This is a genomic window from Lactiplantibacillus fabifermentans DSM 21115 (assembly GCF_000498955.2).
Lineage (GTDB): Bacteria > Bacillota > Bacilli > Lactobacillales > Lactobacillaceae > Lactiplantibacillus > Lactiplantibacillus fabifermentans.
This window is the reverse complement of record NZ_AYGX02000118.1, coordinates 1-16,816: the sequence shown is the minus strand read 5'-3', so window position 1 is coordinate 16,816 and position 16,816 is coordinate 1. Positions and strand designations below refer to the sequence as shown.

At 43.9% G+C, this 16,816-nt stretch carries 20 protein-coding genes and 1 pseudogene; 16 read left to right on the top strand and 5 right to left on the bottom strand.

Annotated features, from left to right (window positions below):
* Positions 1-46: 46 nt before the first annotated feature.
* Positions 47-313, top strand: a pseudogene (locus DY78_RS10655) (VIT1/CCC1 transporter family protein); the annotation flags it as partial.
* Positions 314-488: 175 nt separating this feature from the next.
* Positions 489-1,379: a DMT family transporter gene (locus DY78_RS10650; protein WP_029779220.1), complete on the top strand. Its 891-nt coding sequence runs from the start codon at positions 489-491 to the stop codon at positions 1,377-1,379.
* Positions 1,380-1,661: 282 nt separating this feature from the next.
* Here DY78_RS10650 and DY78_RS10645 read toward each other — a convergent pair whose 3' ends face one another.
* Positions 1,662-1,934: an AbrB/MazE/SpoVT family DNA-binding domain-containing protein gene (locus DY78_RS10645; RefSeq protein WP_024626434.1), complete on the bottom strand. Its 273-nt coding sequence runs from the start codon at positions 1,932-1,934 to the stop codon at positions 1,662-1,664.
* Between the two features lie 462 nt (positions 1,935-2,396).
* On the opposite strand from DY78_RS10645, the gene DY78_RS10640 reads away from it, so the two are divergent.
* A complete protein-coding gene (locus DY78_RS10640) occupies positions 2,397-3,023 on the top strand; it encodes a uracil-DNA glycosylase (protein WP_024626433.1) in 627 nt (208 codons plus the stop codon).
* A 57-nt stretch (positions 3,024-3,080) separates the two neighbouring features.
* On the opposite strand, the gene DY78_RS10635 is transcribed toward DY78_RS10640, so the two are convergent.
* Both DY78_RS10635 and DY78_RS10630 read right to left on the bottom strand, forming a co-directional pair.
* Positions 3,081-3,539, bottom strand: a complete 459-nt coding sequence (locus tag DY78_RS10635; protein ID WP_024626432.1) for a GNAT family N-acetyltransferase — start codon at positions 3,537-3,539, stop codon at positions 3,081-3,083.
* Between the two features lie 312 nt (positions 3,540-3,851).
* The gene (locus DY78_RS10630; RefSeq protein ID WP_024626431.1) at positions 3,852-4,490 is read right to left on the bottom strand and encodes an SDR family oxidoreductase; all 639 of its coding nucleotides are present in this window, start codon (positions 4,488-4,490) and stop codon (positions 3,852-3,854) included.
* Positions 4,491-4,655: 165 nt separating this feature from the next.
* On the opposite strand from DY78_RS10630, the gene DY78_RS16440 reads away from it, so the two are divergent.
* The 11 genes from DY78_RS16440 (at position 4,656) to DY78_RS10580 (ending at position 13,856) form a co-directional block, all read left to right on the top strand.
* Positions 4,656-4,799 (top strand): hypothetical protein, encoded by a 144-nt coding sequence (locus DY78_RS16440; protein WP_169817085.1) that lies wholly within the window; start codon positions 4,656-4,658, stop codon positions 4,797-4,799.
* Positions 4,800-4,945: 146 nt separating this feature from the next.
* Positions 4,946-5,284, top strand: coding sequence for a hypothetical protein (locus tag DY78_RS10625; RefSeq protein ID WP_029779219.1), 339 nt, complete (start codon positions 4,946-4,948; stop codon positions 5,282-5,284).
* A gap of 99 nt (positions 5,285-5,383) precedes the next feature.
* Positions 5,384-5,827: an Hsp20/alpha crystallin family protein gene (locus DY78_RS10620; RefSeq protein ID WP_024626429.1), complete on the top strand. Its 444-nt coding sequence runs from the start codon at positions 5,384-5,386 to the stop codon at positions 5,825-5,827.
* 649 nt (positions 5,828-6,476) lie between these two features.
* Positions 6,477-7,880 carry an MFS transporter gene (locus DY78_RS10615; protein WP_051385266.1) on the top strand — a complete coding sequence of 468 codons (1,404 nt, stop codon included), beginning with the start codon at positions 6,477-6,479 and terminating at the stop codon, positions 7,878-7,880.
* Entirely contained in the window at positions 7,864-8,370 is a 507-nt protein-coding gene (locus DY78_RS10610; RefSeq protein ID WP_024626427.1) for a putative immunity protein, read from the top strand. The genes DY78_RS10615 and DY78_RS10610 overlap by 17 nt, the downstream gene beginning before the upstream one ends.
* A 32-nt stretch (positions 8,371-8,402) precedes the next feature.
* Positions 8,403-8,768, top strand: coding sequence for a hypothetical protein (locus DY78_RS10605; RefSeq protein ID WP_024626426.1), 366 nt, complete (start codon positions 8,403-8,405; stop codon positions 8,766-8,768).
* Positions 8,769-8,847: 79 nt separating this feature from the next.
* Positions 8,848-9,954, top strand: a complete 1,107-nt coding sequence (gene mutY / locus DY78_RS10600; protein ID WP_024626425.1) for an A/G-specific adenine glycosylase — start codon at positions 8,848-8,850, stop codon at positions 9,952-9,954.
* A 126-nt stretch (positions 9,955-10,080) separates the two neighbouring features.
* Entirely contained in the window at positions 10,081-10,401 is a 321-nt protein-coding gene (locus DY78_RS10595) for a hypothetical protein (protein WP_024626424.1), read from the top strand.
* Positions 10,402-10,560: 159 nt separating this feature from the next.
* Complete coding sequence (locus tag DY78_RS10590) at positions 10,561-11,502, top strand: LacI family DNA-binding transcriptional regulator (RefSeq protein WP_024626423.1); 942 nt, start codon at positions 10,561-10,563, stop codon at positions 11,500-11,502.
* A 244-nt stretch (positions 11,503-11,746) separates the two neighbouring features.
* Positions 11,747-13,363, top strand: a complete 1,617-nt coding sequence (locus DY78_RS10585; protein WP_024626422.1) for a PTS transporter subunit EIIC — start codon at positions 11,747-11,749, stop codon at positions 13,361-13,363.
* A 13-nt stretch (positions 13,364-13,376) separates the two neighbouring features.
* Complete coding sequence (locus tag DY78_RS10580; RefSeq protein WP_024626421.1) at positions 13,377-13,856, top strand: PTS sugar transporter subunit IIA; 480 nt, start codon at positions 13,377-13,379, stop codon at positions 13,854-13,856.
* A 339-nt stretch (positions 13,857-14,195) separates the two neighbouring features.
* Here the strand turns inward: DY78_RS10580 and DY78_RS10575 are convergent, their stop codons facing one another.
* Positions 14,196-14,834 (bottom strand): DNA-3-methyladenine glycosylase, encoded by a 639-nt coding sequence (locus tag DY78_RS10575; protein ID WP_024626420.1) that lies wholly within the window; start codon positions 14,832-14,834, stop codon positions 14,196-14,198.
* Positions 14,835-14,874: 40 nt separating this feature from the next.
* Here DY78_RS10575 and DY78_RS10570 point away from each other — a divergent pair, with 40 nt between their 5' ends.
* Together DY78_RS10570 and DY78_RS10565 are read left to right on the top strand one after the other, a co-directional pair.
* Complete coding sequence (locus DY78_RS10570; RefSeq protein WP_024626419.1) at positions 14,875-15,249, top strand: DUF488 domain-containing protein; 375 nt, start codon at positions 14,875-14,877, stop codon at positions 15,247-15,249.
* A 209-nt stretch (positions 15,250-15,458) separates the two neighbouring features.
* A complete protein-coding gene (locus DY78_RS10565; protein WP_024626418.1) occupies positions 15,459-15,863 on the top strand; it encodes a Spx/MgsR family RNA polymerase-binding regulatory protein in 405 nt (134 codons plus the stop codon).
* A 122-nt stretch (positions 15,864-15,985) separates the two neighbouring features.
* On the opposite strand, the gene DY78_RS10560 is transcribed toward DY78_RS10565, so the two are convergent.
* Entirely contained in the window at positions 15,986-16,486 is a 501-nt protein-coding gene (locus tag DY78_RS10560; RefSeq protein ID WP_024626417.1) for a phosphatidylglycerophosphatase A family protein, read from the bottom strand.
* Positions 16,487-16,816 lie beyond the last annotated feature (330 nt).

Below are 16,816 nucleotides of genomic sequence, written 5' to 3'. Positions count from 1 at the left end.
GTTATGCTGAACAATTTGTCCAAAAATTCGGATTAAATTTGCAATCTACCACTATATGAACCCGTGGGATGCGGCCTTTTCATCACTGTTTTCCGCGGCAGCAGGTGGGATCTTCCCATTATTTGCAATGACCTTTTTACCAACGGCGATGAAATGGCCTGGTACGATTATTGCCGTTTCCTTATCCGTGGCGTTGACCGGTTACTTGTCAGCCGTCTTAGGTAAAGGTAACGTTAAGACTGCAGTCATTCGCAATGTCATTGTCGGAATTATAACCATGTTTATTCACTATTACATCGGGACGTTATTCTAAAAATAAATATAAAATTAATTATCGTAACGGTTAGGCTGAACTAAAGTTGACCGTTATTTTTTTGTGCAAAATTAGACCAATATTTTCAGTGAGTTTTAATCAAAACCCGTTATAATATTGCAATTAACAAAATTGAGGTAATTGAGAATTGAAAACAACAACTACGAGTCGCTACATGAAAGGCATCATGTGGGCGATGCTCGCGTCAACGTTGTGGGGGATTTCTGGGACGGTCATGCAGTTTGTGTCTCAAAATCAAGCCATTCCCGCCGATTGGTTCTTATCAGTGCGGACGTTGTCAGCCGGCATTATTTTATTAGCAATCGGCGCCATCCAGCATGGTAAAGGCATCTTCAAAGTATTCCAGTCGTGGCAGTCGATTGCCCAGCTAGTGGCCTATGCCATCTTTGGGTTAATGGCCAATATGTATACTTTTTATATCAGTATTGAAAAAGGGACGGCGGCGGCCGCCACGATTTTACAATACTTGAGTCCGTTATTTATCGTGTTAGGGACGTTGGTCTTCAAAAAAGAACTCCCATTGCGGACGGATTTGATTGCCTTTGGGGTCTCCTTACTCGGGGTCTTCTTAGCCATCACCCGCGGCAATATTCATGAATTAGCGATTCCAACCGATGCGTTAATCTGGGGAATCCTATCCGGGGTAACTGCGGCGTTATACGTCGTGTTACCACGAAAAATCGTGTCTGAGAACTCACCGGTCGTTATTTTAGGGTGGGGGACATTGATTGCGGGCTTCTTATTTAATATTTATCATCCTATCTGGGTCGGCGCACCTAAAATTACGCCGACCTTAGTGACTTCAATCGGGGCCATCGTGTTGATTGGGACGATCTTTGCGTTCTTATCACTCTTGCATAGTTTGCAATATGCGCCTTCCGCGGTCGTTAGTATCGTGGATGCGGTCCAACCGGTCGTCACGTTTATCTTAAGTATTATTTTCTTGAACTTAAAAGTATCCTTTATCGAAATCTTAGGGTCAATTTTAGTGGTCGTGGCCATTTATATCTTGCAACGCTACCGCAGTGATCCGAGCTTAGAATAAAAAGAGTGGTCCGCAAGACGGGTAGTTTGCGAGCATTAACGTGGTATTGGTGACCATGCCTGGGCTTGGCATGATTACCGATACCGGGTTAAGCGGAACAAACTGTCTTGCGGACCACGTTTCGACAATTAAGATAAAACCAACAAAAATACCGACTAGTGAAATTCTAAATTTCATCAGTCGGTATTTTTGGCTTTTTTTAGTTGTGACCATCGAATTCCTTGTCAGCGTGCGGTTCTGCATCAATATAGATGATATCGACCTGGTCTGGAAATTGCATAGCTATAACTCCTGCCCTATTCGTGGTTCTTCAAAGATATTACCCATCTTATCAAGATCGGCCCGGAAGTCATAATCTTTAGCAGCCTTTGTGTGCCAAGGGTTAACGTGTTGGTATTTATACAAAAGTGACCCATCATCTTGAGCGACCAAGACAAACTCTTCACCGGCTTCAACCCCAACCTCGGCTGGAATCGTTAAGCTCAAAGAGTTACCAGATTTGCGTGCAACAAAGCGACCAATAATCTTCCCGGCATTAGTTGATTTTTCAGTCATAATATCAGCTCCTTTTTGTACCTATGAGGATATATGAGTTACGTCGTACATCCAATAATACGTCATTTATGCATGTTCGGCGAAATAATCGTCGGACTTTAATCCATTTTAGTCTTCATCATCTTCTGGGACGTCGCTTCAGCTGTAATACTAATATATGATTTGGGAATTGTTTTGGCACCGTGATTTTAGATTTACAATCAATTTTGTATAACGTGAGTTTTCTTTGAAACGCGCTGTTGCTTAATTTGATATTGTTAAACGGTGTCGTTTCATGTAATGTTGCCATTGGAAACGCTCCGTTGCTAAGTGGTTGCTGTGGTAACTTCACACTAACATAGTGGCGTTTCTGTTTGCATTCAGGAGGTGCAAGCGAAAATCGGCTTGGAACCTTTTCGTTTAACGATTCTAAGACATTGAGCTGATTTTTGTGAATATATTGGGTATAAGGAAGTGCGCGTAATGACAACTCTATTAACGGCAGCGCAACAAGCGCAAGGGCGGCAAATCGCCACCCAATTCGAAAATCTAACCGGCTTTGTGCCGGGGGAAGGGTCGGCGACGCCTAAATTTGTGATGGTCTCAGAAGCACCCGGTAAAACGGAAGCAGCGGTTGGCCACCCGTTTCAAGGTCCCGCTGGTAAAGAATTAGACCGCTGGCTGGCACAACTAAACGTCACGCGGGATGAGATTTATCTAACGGGGGCCGTGCGTTCTCGGCCGTATAAGATTGGTAAAACTGGTCTGAAAAGCGATCGCCGACCTACCCGGGCGGAAGTCGAGGCGAGTGCGCCGTTGCTGGATGCTGAGTTAGCCCAATTAACGGGCCGGTTATTAGTCCCATTAGGTGGCACCGGCTTACAGCGGCTCTTAGGCCCCAAATATAAAATCAGTGCGGTGCACGGTCAATTATTGAATTTACCGATTCGTTATTGGTCAGCGGAACAGCAAAAATTTGAATTAACCGCGACACCGTATCCAATTTTTCCGCTATACCATCCCTCATATAGTCGGCGCTTTCCCAAAGTATTACCACTAGTTGATGCGGATTTAGCCACTTTAGCGGAATATTTAAAAAACAATAATTAGGATAAAAAAGGCCGTCAGCGAATGTTCGCTGGCGGCTAAGTTATTTGTATTTTCATATTAGGCGAGGACCAAGGCTTTCGCGGGGGCCTGCATCTTAATGACTTCAGCGCCGAGGTCAATATAGGGCTCACCTTCAGTGGTTAAACCGAATTTCTCATAGAACTTCTGCACGTGGGTTTGCGCGTCAATCTCAATCGTGGCGTCACGATAGTGGACTTTCAAAATGGCCATGACGTGATTCATCAATTGTTTGCCGAGACCAGTGCCACGGTAACTACTATCGGTAGTAATGCGGCCAAAAGAGACAATGCCGTCATGCTCATAAATTCGCGCGTAGGCCACGAGATGTCCTTGGTCATAAGCAAAAATATGGCGCGCATCTAAATCAACATCATCGGGATCTTGATAACTGCGGTCCTGTTCTTTGACGAACGTTTTGGCCCGGAGTTGATAAATATCGTGGAGCTGGGTAGTCGTGAGACCCGTAAATTTCTTAACATACCATTTCAAATTCAAAACTAATACCCTCCTTGAAAACTGGTTAATAAAAACCTGGTTATTTTCAAATTGAGTCTACAATTTAACACCCATATTTTTGGGGGTCAACTCGAAAGTCCCTTAATTTTAAAACGTTGATTTAGTAGGGCCAAAAATGAAAACAATATTAAATTTCAAAGCAATTACTTAAGAAAATATTGATAGGAAAAATTCTGATTTAGTTATATAAACCCGCGTGCTTGGGTCGAAATTTGAACAAAAAAACGCCACGCAAATGCGTGACGCCGCCAAACATTTTGGGGAAATGTTTATTGCGCTTATTTTATATTTTTAATACCAAGCGGGCTTGTCGCCATCTGTATTAGGTTTGTTAACCCCTAAGGATGTCCGCACGCTTTCAGTTGGATTTTCGGCCAACTTAACGACTAATGCGGCGATACTCTTACGGGAAACTTCAGTACCTTTGAATGGTTCACCTTTTTGGGTCGTTTCGTAATCAATTTCGTCGTGGTTTGTTAACCAAGCGGGACGAATAATCGTGTAATCTAAGTCGGAGTTTTCTAAGACTTCGGCGGCACTGTAATAGCGTGTTAAATAGCTACCCAAAGTAGTATTATTCCATTCGCCAAATTTGCCAGGCACTTCATTATAAATGCCTAAGGTCGAAATCCAAATCAAACGCTTTAAACTAGTCGCGTGCATCGCCTTCAAAACCGTTTCGGCTTGCGCCTTAATGTTTTGGCCCGCTAAGTTAGCGTAGACGACATCTTGACCAGCCATCGCTTTAGTTAATTTGGTTTCGTCGGTCACATCACCGTCGATTACGGTGACCCGGTCAGACTTTAAATCGCTGACCCGTTGCGCATTACGTAAGTAAAGCGTCAAATCTGCATCCGTACTATCAATAAATTGCTGTTCGGCTAAGCGGGCGATTTGGCCAGCAGCGCCGAGAATTAGAACTTTTGTCATGTTGTCTCCTCCTTTAACACCCTAACTGTAAATCTTATAGTTACAGAATGCAAGGCGAAAGTTTTAAAAACTTTGAGCAAAAATGCGCCACTTTTTGAAATTAGCACTATAATGAACTTGTAACGGAGCTTGTATCCGTTTTCCATAACAAAAGAGGCGATAATCATGGCACAAAAGCTTAGCAAGGAACAAAAAAAGGCTATGATTCAAAAAGCTGAAGAAGAACGTGCAAAGCATCCCAAGAAGAAGAGCGGGGTTTCCGGTTTTGAAACCATCGACGAAGATGCTAAGAAATTATCAAACGAATAATTTCTAACGTGACTTCACTAAAAAAACGTGTTTGGGCTTCGGTCTGAGCACGTTTTTTTCGTCATCGGTTAGCGGATAATGAATAAAGATAGCCGATTGAAAGCGGTCGCAGTATAATGTTAAGTAAATCGATGGGGGTGAGTGACATGGATAAATTCACTGACTTTATTGCCACACTAGATCAGACGTTAGCGACAGAGCAGTTACCAACGCAGGCGTTAGTTTACGTACCAGTAACGTTTAGTTTTCATGAAGGTCGCTTACAGATTGAGATTAATATGTTACGGACTTCGTTTAATCAAGGTGATAACGCGTTTGGGGTGCCCGACATTTTGGACCGGATTCGCATGTTGATTGGATTGGAACTCGCCGACCGGCCACAGTCGCGATGGCCGACGAACAGTACGACCAAGGCATTGACGATTACGCCGCACAAAGTTGTGCGAGTAATTCCGGTCGATATGAGTGTGTATCAAGTCGATTAGCGAATTTAGCACTCGTACATGTTGAGTGCTAAATTCTTGCATTCCACGTTGAAACTATTAGTATTAATAGTGTAAACAAGTTGAAAGGATGATTGAGATATGGCTAATGAAATGATGAATTGGCACAATGATCTATTTGATCGGTTTAATGATTTAACGAAGATGGACGATTTAGTTAATGGGTTAGGGCGGTCCTTCTTGAATGGCTCCAATAATGGGTCGGTATTAAAGACCGACATCAAAGAAAACGATGACCAATATGAAATGCACGTCGATGTTCCCGGTATCAAGAAAGATGATATTGCGTTGAAGTATCGCGATGGCACCTTATCAATCGCGGTTAAGCGGGATAGTTTTAGTGATGATAGTGACCATGACGGCAATGTGATTGCTAGCGAACGCGCGACTGGCCGCTTCGGTCGACAATATTCACTACCAGATGTCGACGCAGCTAAGATTGAAGCCCATTACGACAACGGGGTCTTGAAGCTGACGTTACCAAAGAAAGCGGCCGCCGACACCCAGCACATCGAAATTCAATAATAAAATGTTTAGAGACAGCGGTCCAAGTATTATTAGACTTGGAGCCGTTGTCTCTATTTTTTTCGGGGTGTTTTTTGCCGCTCTGCTTCCAGCTTGCAGGAACGTCACCGTGGGGCAACCCGCTGAAGCCAAAGAGCGGTCTTCAGCGGCGGTTCGCGGACTCGCCAAACCCGCAAGTCCGTGAACACGACCCATGTTCTAAGGACACCAAAAACGTGTCCTAAGAACATTTTCACGGTGACATTCCCGCAAGCTTCCAGCGCCGCTAAACACTACGTTGAATAATATTGAGCGGGGGGGGACTATTTCCAGTATTGATTAAGTCACTACTCAGATTAATTTCAAACGGATATGCTCAAATATAGTTTCCTGATGTCGTATTCGATAACTCAAGATAAGTTTGGAAATCATAATTGATTTAATTTTTGGTATTAGATAGTACCTCTAGTAAATGGTCGAGCCGTTTAGTCGGAAGCCTGACAGGTGTGCACTGTGAAAAGTTTCTTAGCGAGTGTTTTGGGCTCGCTTAGGAACTGGGCCGTGTTGCCCCACAGTGTGCGCCTGTCAGGCTGGAGGCGGCAAACACCTCAATTCAAGCAACAAGTGTCAACCGTGGTAGTGAAGCACGAGGCACGAAAGGAAGAACATTGTGAAAGTTTTAAAGCAGACAGTTTATAGTATTGTGGCCGCGGGGCTGCTGAGTTTTATGGGGATTTTGGTGGAAACGTCGATGAATGTTACGTTTCCGACTTTAATGAAGGCGATGGCCGTGAATCTGGAAACCATTCAGTGGATTACGACCGGCTATTTGTTAGTCGTGACGATGATGATGATTGCGTCCGCGCACTTATTGAAAAAGTATCCGGCTAAAAATTTATTTTTATTTGCCATCGCCTGTTTTACTATCGGCACCGTCATTGCCGCTTGCGCCACCAATTTCCCCGTGTTGATGATGGCGCGGGTAATTCAAGCCTTGTCGACCGGGATTTCGACGCCCTTGATGTTTCACATTATTTTGACGCAAATTCCCCGCGAGCAGACTGGGACGTATAACGGGATGGCGGCCATGATTATTTCGCTAGCCCCCGCGCTAGGACCGACATATGGCGGCTTATTGACGGCTAACTTTTCGTGGCGGCAAATCTTTTGGTGGTTATTACCACTAATTTTGATCGTTTTTGTGATTGGTTTGCGTAACTTAACTATGTCAGCAGCTGATACGCACGATCGTTTTGACTGGTGGGGCTTTGTTATTTTTTCCGCTTGCTTAATCGCCATCGACTTTGCATTTAATGCGGCTGGCAAAACCGGCTTTATGAGTTGGCATTTTGGGGGCTACTTATTAATTGCGGTTATTTTGGTGATTTTGTTAGCCGCTTACAATCGCCATGCGACCAATCATTTGCTAGATTTAAATATTTTTCGAAATTTGGTAGTTGATTGGCACTTATTGGCCTATTTTCTGTTACAATTTATCAATATCGGTTGTTCGTTTATTTTACCGAACGTCGCTCAGTTAGTTTTGGGTCAAGATGCCTTCGTGGCCGGGTTAATTTTATTGCCCGGTGCGTTACTCGGAGCCTTCATGGCACCAGTGGCGGGACGGCTGCTCGATAAAGTGGGCGCGTATCGACCGATATTAAGTGGGGTAACGGCCATGTTACTTGGTTGCTTAGCTTTTGTGATTAGCCACAGCGTGTTAACGGTGGGCTTAATTTGCGTTTACTTTATTTTGATGCGAGTTGGGTTTGCTTTTGCGTTTGGCAATACCATTACGAATGCTAGCAAACAAGTAAAAATGTCACAAAAAGCGGATATCAATGCTGCCTTTAATATGTCGCAACAGTATGCCGGTTCATTAGGAACGGGCGTGCTAGCAGCCATTATTGGCGCTTATCAATTGCAACCGGGGAAAACTGCCGTAACAACGGCAGCCGGCGCGGCGGTTGATTATTGGTTATTAGCGATTTTGACAGTGGTCGCCTTACTTAGCATTTGGAATAGTCGTAGGATTAGTAAGAAAGTAGGAATGCGTGATGACGGAAGGTTTTAGACCGAGTCACCCTAAAATATCGATTGACGATGACCCTGGAATACGGGCCCAAATCGAAGCTTTAACTGGTGACCTCTCACAGCAACAACTCGCCAAATGGGCGTTAATTATCGCGAGAAAAGCGATGCAATATGTCGATGACCATCAACAATATGACCGGCAAATCCGGTTAGCATTTGATGCCAATGAATTATGGCAGGTCAATTTAGTTAGTGTTTACCAAGTGCGGCAAGCTAGTGCAAAGGTTGAAGCACTTGTCGCCGAATCGACTAGTTCGATTGGGGCGGCCGCCTTGGAATGTATCAGTTGGGCCGTGGCATCCGCTTTTGTGGATGACAATGCCTTACGGGCAGCGGATCAAGCGATTAAGTTAGTCAACCTAACTCAACCAAATGACTCGAGTGCTGTCACGGCAGAACGCCATTGGCAGTATGAACAATTGGCTGGACTTGTCCAGAATATCAATTTAGGCTTACGTCATATGTTATAATTCTCACAGAAGTAAGTTAGGTGGGGATAATTGTGGCCGAGGTACATGCACAAGCGAAACAGGAGTTGTTGCGGCAATATCAAGAAGTGGTGACGAAGTATATGAATAATATCTTCGAAACCATTGATATGGACGCGCATTTTAAACTGAAGAATCAATTGGGATTTAACTATTTTGTCGATTATTTGTTTTTAGCAAATGTTTGTTATCAAGCAAGTTTAGATATTTTAAATAATGAAGATCATAAGTATCCAGAAACTAACGATCGCTTAGCAGAAGTGATTGTTAAATATCCAGAATACTTAACGTTGGCAGTTTTTAATGCTGATTTCCAAGATGAAAGTGTGACTGACCATTATGAAGAAACGTTAGTCCACTTGGCAAGTACTTTAGATTAAAAAAGATAAGCCTAATTAACGTCACGGGCTTCGCCATTAGCGAAGTAGCGTGGCGTTTTTTGTCAAAGGAGGGGTAAGAATGATTGAGTGGTCATCAGCCACCATTAAAGATTTTCAAACGACCTTGTTAACATGGTATGACGAACACGGCCGCGATTTGCCGTGGCGTCAAGACCAGGAACCATATCATATCTGGGTCTCAGAAATCATGTTACAACAGACCCAGGTCCAAACGGTGATTCCATATTACGAACGCTTTATGGATTGGTTTCCAACCGTGGCCGCTTTAGCTGAGGCCCCCGAGGAACGGCTGCTAAAGGCGTGGGAAGGTTTGGGGTATTATTCCCGGGTCCGCAACATGCAGCGCTGTGCTCGGCAAATTATGGCCGATTACGACGGTCAGTGGCCGACCACTGCCGCAGCATTAAGTGAACTCGTGGGGATTGGCCCATATACGGCGGGCGCCATTGCGAGTATCGCGTTCAATGAACCGGTGCCAGCCGTTGATGGTAACGCGTATCGGGTATTCAGTCGGTTATTGGAGATTGACGACGATATTGCTAAACCGCAGACCCGCCAAGTTTTTGAGGATGTCATTAGCAAGATTATTTCACCGACCCGACCAGGGGACTTTAACCAAGCAATTATGGATTTGGGCTCTAGTTATATGACGGCGCGACAACCGGACAGTGAACATTCACCAGTCAAACGCTTTAATCAAGCTTATTTGGATGGTAAAGAACTGGATTATCCGGTCAAAACGAAGAAACCGCGGCCTAAACCAGTCGCTTATGTGGCGGTGTTAGCTAAAATGGCCGACCAGTGGTTAATGACGCAACGTCCCAGTACCGGCATGTTGGCGAATTTGTGGACAGTGCCCTTATTGCGATTAGAGGACTTACCATTGGAAGATTGGACCATTGCCACGCCGCTAGAAATTGAAGCGGCCGTTAGTGCGTATTTCAAACAAGAATATCAATTAGAATTAACGGCGGCGAGCTTACCAGTGCGGCCCGTGACCCATACGTTTACCCATCAAAAGTGGACGATTCAATTATTGCAAGGAACCTTAGAACCAGGCGACTTAGCGTTCTTTGCGGGTAAAACGGTGACTGATACTGAATTGGCCACGTTGCCACAACCGAAAGTCCAAGCGAAGATTTGGGACCGATATCATGCTCGTTAGTAGGTTGAATTAGCAAAGGTAACTTTTCAACTTTAAGTCCGCGGAGTTTGTGGTAAACTAAAGCAAACTGTTGTTACTGCTGATGGTTAAGTAACGACACAGACGCGACTAACGGAGGGTATGCGCATGCTGAATGTATTTGATATCGTTAAATTAACGAAGATTGATCATAAAGAAGTGGATAGTAACCAAATCGTTGTCACCGACGGCAATGGCAAACCCAATGCGGTGTTAACGGAACTCTTAAATGACGTCGTTGGCAATATGCGCATCTTTTTGGACATGACCAATATTTATTCGGTCACCGACTTGATGCAAGCTTTATCCGACCACACGCCACTACCCGCGGAAGTTTTAGATGAATACGAAAAAGTTTTACGTGAACCAATCGACGGGATTAACTTCGTCCCGAAACGCGGGCAAGTTGAAGTCGTGGTTGGCGAATAGCTAACTGATAGCAGTCGTTTTAAATACCAAATCGTGGTATTTAGAGCGGCTTTTTTGTTGCTGTTAAAATTGGACACGCTTACTAAGTATTCGGGTGCTTGACGTGAAACGCGTTTCACAAGGTACACTAAACCGACTAGTTAGGAAGGAAGCAACAACATGGCAAATATTCGGGATGTGGCGAAGTTATCAGGCCATGCCGTCTCAACCGTTTCACGAGCACTGAATCATCAAGGCTACTTAGCTGAGCAAACGCGAAAGGAAATTATGGCGGCAGTCAAACAATTGGATTACCATCGTAATGGCTTAGCACGGGCATTAAGCATTGGTAAAACTAATCAGGTTGGTGTGATCTTACCATATATTAATCACCCATATTTTCAAAAATTAGCGGATGCGATTACTGATATTGGCTTTATGAACGGGTATCAAGTAACGATGATGCCCACAAATTATAGTCAGGAACGTGAGCGCCATTATTTGGATATGCTGAAACACCATTTAGTGGATGGCATTATTTTTACTTCACGTAGTATCGCCTTTCATGATATTTTACCGTATCGCGATTATGGACCGATTGTGTGTTGCGAAGATACCTTTGAGTATCCTATTGCCAGTGTGTTTACGAATCGAGGCGAATCATTCGTACATGCCTTTCAGATTTTAAAACAGTGTGGTTTGCAACATGTTGGGGTCACTATTAGCCGTAATGAACATGTCAGTCAAAGTGCTAAATTGACGTTACAAGCCTATTCGATGGTCTATGGGCCCGGCTTGGATGACCAATTAATTTTCCGGGATACTAAAAATATGTTTGATGGCATTACGGCCGCTGAACAGTTTTTGAAGGCCGACCCACAATTACAAGTGATTTTTGCTAATGGTGACGAAATTGCTGCGGGTGCCCAGCGACAATTAGCCAATCAGCAGCATCCGGCAATTGTGATTGGTCAAGAAAATTTACCAGTTAGCTTTTTGATGGATTTTCCGACAATTGATCACCAACTGACGACAATCGGGGATACTGCATTTGAATTACTGTTTAAAGCGGCTATCGAGAAAAAACAAGTTGCCGCTAAGCTTATTTTGCGCGGGCAGTAAAAAAACTTAGTCGCTACACAAAATGTGGCAACGACCACGACGATTGATAAAATAATTGATGCTTAAAAAAGTTGCGAAGCTATCTTTCGCAACTTTTTTTATTTAAACGCTTGACAGGAAACCCGTTTTCTCAATTAAGGTAACTGACGAATTGATTGCTAACAACCAAAATGTAATCGTTTGCGAATTGTGGCCACAATCCGGATTAACATCAGTCGTAATTTGAGAGGGGTTTTGATTAAATATGGATGCAACAAGCCAGAAAAAAGGCAGCGGTGCCTTTGCTGCCTTACAAAATATTGGTAAGACGTTTATGTTACCGATTGCACTATTACCAATTGCCGGCCTATTTTTAGGTGTCGGGGCTTCATTTACCGGATCGACTTTTATTAAGATGTACCATCTACAAGCTATTTTAGGGTCCGGAACATTTTTGAACCGTTTGTTGAGCGTTTTGAATGACTGCGGGAGCGTTGTTTTTAATAATTTAGGCTTGTTTTTTGCTGTTTCGGTGGCTTTAGGGTTAGCCAAAAGTGAAAAAGGGGTCGCAGCCTTATCTGCATTAGTTGGTTACTTTATGATGTATGCGTCAATGACTAGTGCCATTGTTAACTTTGGCGAATTAGACCGCTTGAAAAAAATTGGCGGCTTATTGACGGATATGCTTGGCTTTACTAATACAATGAACACTGGAGTTTTCGGTGGTATTTTCATTGGTCTGATTGTTGTTTGGTTGCACAATCGCTACTATAAGATTAAGTTGCCAGATGCGCTATCGTTCTTTGGCGGTACGCACTTTATTCCAATTGCAGCGGCGATTGCCGGTGTCATTGCCGGTTTCTTCATGGCCTGGATTTGGCCTTACGTCGGTGCGGGTATTCAAGCATTAGGCGTTTTAATCGCCAAATCAGGGGTATTCGGGGCCTTCTTTTATGGTTATATTTACCGGGCGTTAATTCCATTCGGGTTACATCATATTTTTTATTTGCCATTTTGGCAAACCGCGGTTGGTGGGACGGCAACAGTTGCTGGTCACACCGTCGTTGGGGCGCAAAATATTGTTTTTGCCCAATTAGCTGCCGGCACTAAGATTTCCTGGCAAGCCGCACGGTTCTTCTCCTTCCAATTCCCAGAAATGTTGTTTGGATTACCGGCTGCTGCTTTGGCGATGTATACGGTTGCTAAGAAGAGTAAACGGGCTGAAATTAAAGGATTGTTATTGTCTTCGTCATTAACTTCAATTTTAACGGGGATTACAGAACCATTGGAATTCACTATTTTATTTGCATCCCCATTTCTATACTTTGGCGTACACTGTGTCATTTTTGCCTTTTCGGCCGTCTTTGTTTCTTTGCTCAGAATCGGTGTCGGTTTTACTTTTTCCGGCGGCCTGCTAGATTTAGTCTTATACGGGATTTTACCTGGTCAAGCTCGGACTAACTGGTTACCGTTGATTCCATTGGGAATTGCTTATTTTGTCATTTACTTCTTTGTTTTCCGGTGGGTGATTGTTAAATTCAACTTGAAGACACCTGGTCGTGAAGATGATGATGAAACGGCGACCTTGCATACGAAACAAGATTATTTAGATGCGAAAAGTACCACAGCGACCGTAACGGAAGCAGAATTGTCTGCTAACATCGTTAAGGGTCTTGGTGGCAAGCCCAATATTACCAGTTTTGAAGCTTGTGCGACGCGCTTGCGAGTAAGCGTTAAGGACGCGTCCAAAGTCGACCAGCCACTATTGAAACAAACTGGGGCAGTGGGCACGATGATTCATGGGACTGGGGTCCAAGTGATTTATGGGACAAAAGTTTCCACGATTGGTCCAGAAGTTGAAGACTATTTAAAGACAGTTTAAGGGAGGCAATCTAATGGGATTATTTTCACGTTCTAAAAAGTTAACGTTTGTTGCGCCAGCCAATGGTCAATTAGTGCCACTGACGGCAGTTAAAGATGATGTTTTTGCCAGTGGTGCAATGGGTGCAGGGTATGCGGTTGAACCGAGTGATGACCAGATTGTTAGCCCAGTAGCCGGGACTATTAGTAGCTTGTTTCCAACGAAGCATGCGATTGGTATTCAAGCCGGTGAGTTAGAAGTGCTGGTGCATATGGGGATTGATACAGTTGACTTAAACGGAGCGCCGTTTGAAAACTTGGTCAAGCAAGGTGATACGGTTGCAGTTGGCACGCCAATCAGTCATATGAATATCAAGGCAGTTCGAGCAGCCGGTAAGCCGATTACCACGATGGTGTTACTAACCAATAGTACTGATCAAACTAAAAGCTTTGATTTGTCAGCTGATGGTGAAGTTGTCAGCGGTGAGACTGTTGGGACAGCCACTTTAAAATAAAAAATAGAATTTACAGAAGTGACCAGGGTAACGATATACCTGGTCACTATTTTTATGCCATCAATCGTAGCAACGGTTGATTTTGCAATTACCGAATTAAAAAAGTTAGCGACTAAGATAATGATAAACTGTTTGCCGCAGTTTTTCTAATTTTATTCAAATTAACATTTAAGAAAAGCTATGGCGCTGGCGTCCGATTTAGCGGTAAAAAAATAATCGAATATTATATTGAGAATAATAAGCGTGCGGAATGAAATTCGTTTAATTCGGTTCAACAAAAAGACGGTCTGATGAAGGTTTGTTCATCAGGCCGTCTTTTGGCGGTAGTTCAACTTACGATTAGTCTTGCCACCCATGGTCGTCGCGCCAATCGCGTTTACGACTATCGCTAATATACGGATTGCCGGCGACAATGAAGCGTAGTGGCAACTGCCCGCTAGCAGCTTCAGCATTGACGCCGACCCGTGGCACAGCGGTTATTTGTTGCGGGGTGCGGCGTTGCGCTAGGTCGATGGCGAGGTCACTGTCAGTAATGAGCTGCAGATTCATCTCTTGATCTTGAATGCCTAGCGCTTGCATTAATTTGCCCGGACCGTTGCTAACCAGCACCCCACTTTTCCCACAGTTAGATATTAACTGATTGACATCGATTACGGGTTCGATGGCGCGAATTAAAACGCCCTCTGGAGTCTCGGCTGGTTGGGTAACGAGGTCCAATAAGTAGTTGGCACGGAGCCGATAAATATATAATGTGCCGGGTTCGCGATAGAGTGGTTCACTAAAGGCACTGCGGCGACCATGATAGGCGTGGGCCGCGGTATCGTTGGTCCCTAAGTAAGCCTCGGTTTCGACAATCAAACCACCGACGATACCTTGCGGACTGCGGTATAATAACATTGTGCCGAGTAGGTCTTGGGCGATTTTGGTCGTGGGCCGACCGGTAAAAAAGGCTGGCGTAACTAGCTGAAATTTTGACATTTAAGACACCTCAAATTTATAAAGATTGAAGGATTAAGCGATGCAATTAAAACTCGAACGAATTTATACGAAACCCGCTGATTTGGATGGCTACCGTATTTTGGTGGACCGGTTATGGCCGCGGGGCATCTCTAAAGTAAACGCGCACTTAGATGAATGGGACAAAGAAATCGGTCCTTCAACGGAGTTACGTAAGTGGTTTAACCATGATACTGAAAAGTACACTGAATTTACGAAACGGTATGTCGCAGAATTGGATGCTAATCCGTTAACGCCGGTGTTGATGCAAAAAATAGCGGCGCAATTGCACGATTCCAACGTGATTTTATTATACGGCGCTAAAGATGAACAACACAACCAAGCCGTCGTCTTAATGGCGTACTTGCGGGAGAAGGGCAATTTACCGACCGCTTAATATAAATATTTTTATTATAGTAATTATAAAAGTGTATTAAACACTATACGTAAACTGCGCGCATCAAATTATTTTATTAATTTTCCTGAAAACGCTAGCAATTAGGGAAAAATTTTGCTATGATTAGGTTGTTAATTAAGACCGTCAACTATTACAGTGCACAATAATGGGGGTTGCATTGTTAGGCAAGCAAGATTGGGGATAATAAAATGATAAACTTATGTGTGTTACCAAGTACCGCAAGTTGTCGCAAAGCCCATCGCTGGTTACTCGAGCATCGAATCCCGTTCCATGAACGGAATATGAATGCCCAGCCTTTGACCGAGGTTGAGATTAAACATTTGTTACAATATACGTACGATGGTATCGATGATTTAATCAGCACCAAGTCCAATGCGTACCGGCGTCTCGCCAAAACGACACCGATTGAGGATATGCCGTTAAGTGAAGCCGTCCACGTACTGAGTCAAACGCCGCAATTACTGCGGCGGCCAATCATCTTTGACGACCACCGCCTCTTATGCGGTTTCAATCAAGATGAAATTCGGATGTTCATCCCACGCGATCAACGCGTCTTAAAGATGCAAGCGATGGCGAAGCATCAAATGGCCTAGAACTAATAACGTAAGAGTGGTTATTAGTTTTGGGGAGGCCCCTTAAATTTAAAATAAAGCCGTTAACTGTCATCATAAACTGATGAACACAGTTAACGGCTTTTTGGCTAAAAATCGCCAATCTATGCGTATTTATGCGCAATCTTAGCAGCAACGGCGGCCGCAATTGCGCCGACCAGATCATCAATAAACGTATTGACGCTGCCAGATTTATCTAAATCAAGTTTTTTAATGACGCCTTCTTTAACTTTGTCGACGTAACCATAATTGGTGACGCCAATCGTGCCGTAAATATTGGCCATGTTCAACGCCAAGCCTTCGTCGACGCCAAAGACGCCGGCATCGTTAGCCACGATGGATTGCAACGGTTCGCTGAGTTTACCTTCAGTGGCAATGCGGTCCAATTCGAGGGCGACCATCGCGTTATTCAGCAATTCGCGTTTATGCAACACTTCTTTAGTTTCGGCTTCGCATTCGGCGATGGTTAAATCAGGCACGTATTTGATTTGTAAGTTATAAGTAATTTCAGCGATTTCATGGTAAGTAATGCCCTTAGCTGCGAGCGCCTTAATGACAAAGTCATAGGCCGCTTTATCCGGGTACTTAAAGTCTTTGTTATACATAAATCTTCCTCCAATTTTTTTGCCGCCTCCAGCTAGTTGCCATCACGCTGTGGGGCAACCCGGGTGAGCCAAAGGGCGGTCTCACCCGGCGCTTCATAGCCACCCCAAAACCAGGTGGCTATGAAGACGACCCAAGTTCTAAGCGAGCAGACAACGCTCACTAAGAACTTTTTCACAGCGCAATGGCAACTAGCTTCCGGCTAAACTTTTTGTGAATTTATCAGTTGTTGTTAATGATGATTGTCAGCACTGGAAAAATGGTTTCAATGTTGACAATAGGTAGATTGCAAATTTAATCCGAATTTTTGGACAAATTGTTCAGCATAACCT